This window comes from Acinetobacter sp. YH16053 (assembly GCF_013417035.1).
GTDB classification, from domain to species: domain Bacteria; phylum Pseudomonadota; class Gammaproteobacteria; order Pseudomonadales; family Moraxellaceae; genus Acinetobacter; species Acinetobacter towneri.
The window spans coordinates 1-1,413 of the sequence record NZ_VPEP01000118.1 but is presented as its reverse complement, the minus strand read 5'-3'; the positions used below and the strand labels follow the sequence as shown (position 1 = coordinate 1,413).

Genomic DNA, 1,413 nt, shown 5'->3' with positions numbered 1-1,413 from the left:
GTACCAGCGTACGGCCCACAGAATGATGTCACGCTGAAAATGCCGGCCTTTGAATGGGTTCATGTGCAGCTCCATCAGCAAAAGGGGATGATAAGTTTATCACCACCGACTATTTGCAACAGTGCCGTAATTCCTTCGAATCTCCCTGACCGCCGCGATCGTAAGTCCCCTCCACAAGGGGAGATCCTGATAGTCTCCGCTCGCTGGCATGGGGACCGTTTCTTTCACCACGAACCCGATTTCCTCGGGGTCAAAGATCAGCGATTTGGAACGCCGATCGCGCAGCCGCTTAGCGAGCGTCGTCTTTCCGGCGCCGAAAGGTCCGTTGATCCAGATTATCATTGTCGACGGCCTCTAACCTGAAGGCTCGCAAGAGCGCTCGACGGCCTCGTGCGGAGGCACGATCGGAGTGGTTCCGAAATGCTTCTCAAGATAGGTGACGCCGAACGTCACGATGTCCTGCGCGTCGAACAGGTAGCACTGAGCAAAGCCCACGACACCTTCTCGATGGCGACCGAGCTTCACGTAAGCATTTGCTATAGTTTCAACCGCATCCGGCTTTCCTTCGATAGCAAAGCAATCGAGAATGCCGTTTGAATCGTAATCCGATGCCGTTTTCCAGGCGACTTCACCGTCTCTTCCAAGCATCGGCATCTCATACGTCACCCACCGTTTGTTGGGGATATCGGCAACCGCCTCGGCGTAGTGCAATGCGGTAACGGAGTTTAGCGGCGCACCCAACAGCAGGGCCTTCCCGCCAAGGCGAACGAACCGCTCGACGGGCGATCCTTCCCCCAAGGCGTGACCGAGTTCGTGAGGCTCCGTCAGCGTTTCAGCCAGCGGACCAACCGCGACCATCGATGCATCGGGGTGCGCGCTGCGCCGCGCGCCAGGGGCTTGAACCAGAAATTGATTCAGCAGGCCGAACCCACGGTAAGTCCCGGCTGTTGCGGGATCGAACGGCAGCCAGGTACGGCGGGCTTCGTCATCCAGCCGAGCGCCATTCAGAGTCTCCTCGTAGGGTGATCGGTCCCACGACGCGTATCCCATCACAGTGCCAGTCGGCCCAACCGCGGAGCGTAACGCGGCAACGACCGTCTCCGCTCCTCCTTCGACCGGACCAATCGCTTTAAGTGAGGCATGCACCATCAAGAGGTCACCGGTTTGGACTCCGAGTTTTTGAAGCGCCTCCGTTATTGCCTTCCGCGTATGCATCGCGATATCTCCTCTAAACTGCAAAACACTATACCTATCGAGATATCACTCTACTATACCTATCGAGATATAGAGGTGGTCCCACTTGTTTGAACAACTAAAAGCGTATTTATAAGTGATATTCCGCTCTAGTTAAGCCACCTTGTTTTGTTGGGGTAGCTGATCATAGTAAAACTCATTTGGTGTCATTTTGTCTAG

Annotated in this window: 2 protein-coding genes; one reads left to right on the top strand and one right to left on the bottom strand. The window is 55.5% G+C overall.

Features of this window, described 5'->3' with window-relative positions; genetic code table 11:
- On the top strand, positions 1–363 hold a 363-nt coding region (locus tag FTV43_RS16285), incomplete at its 5' end, for a hypothetical protein (RefSeq protein ID WP_368856094.1).
- On the opposite strand, the gene aac(3)-IId is transcribed toward FTV43_RS16285, so the two are convergent.
- Complete coding sequence (gene aac(3)-IId / locus FTV43_RS15435) at positions 355–1,215, bottom strand: aminoglycoside N-acetyltransferase AAC(3)-IId (protein WP_000557454.1); 861 nt, start codon at positions 1,213–1,215, stop codon at positions 355–357. The two genes, FTV43_RS16285 and aac(3)-IId, sit on opposite strands and share 9 nt — an antisense overlap.
- Positions 1,216–1,413 lie beyond the last annotated feature (198 nt).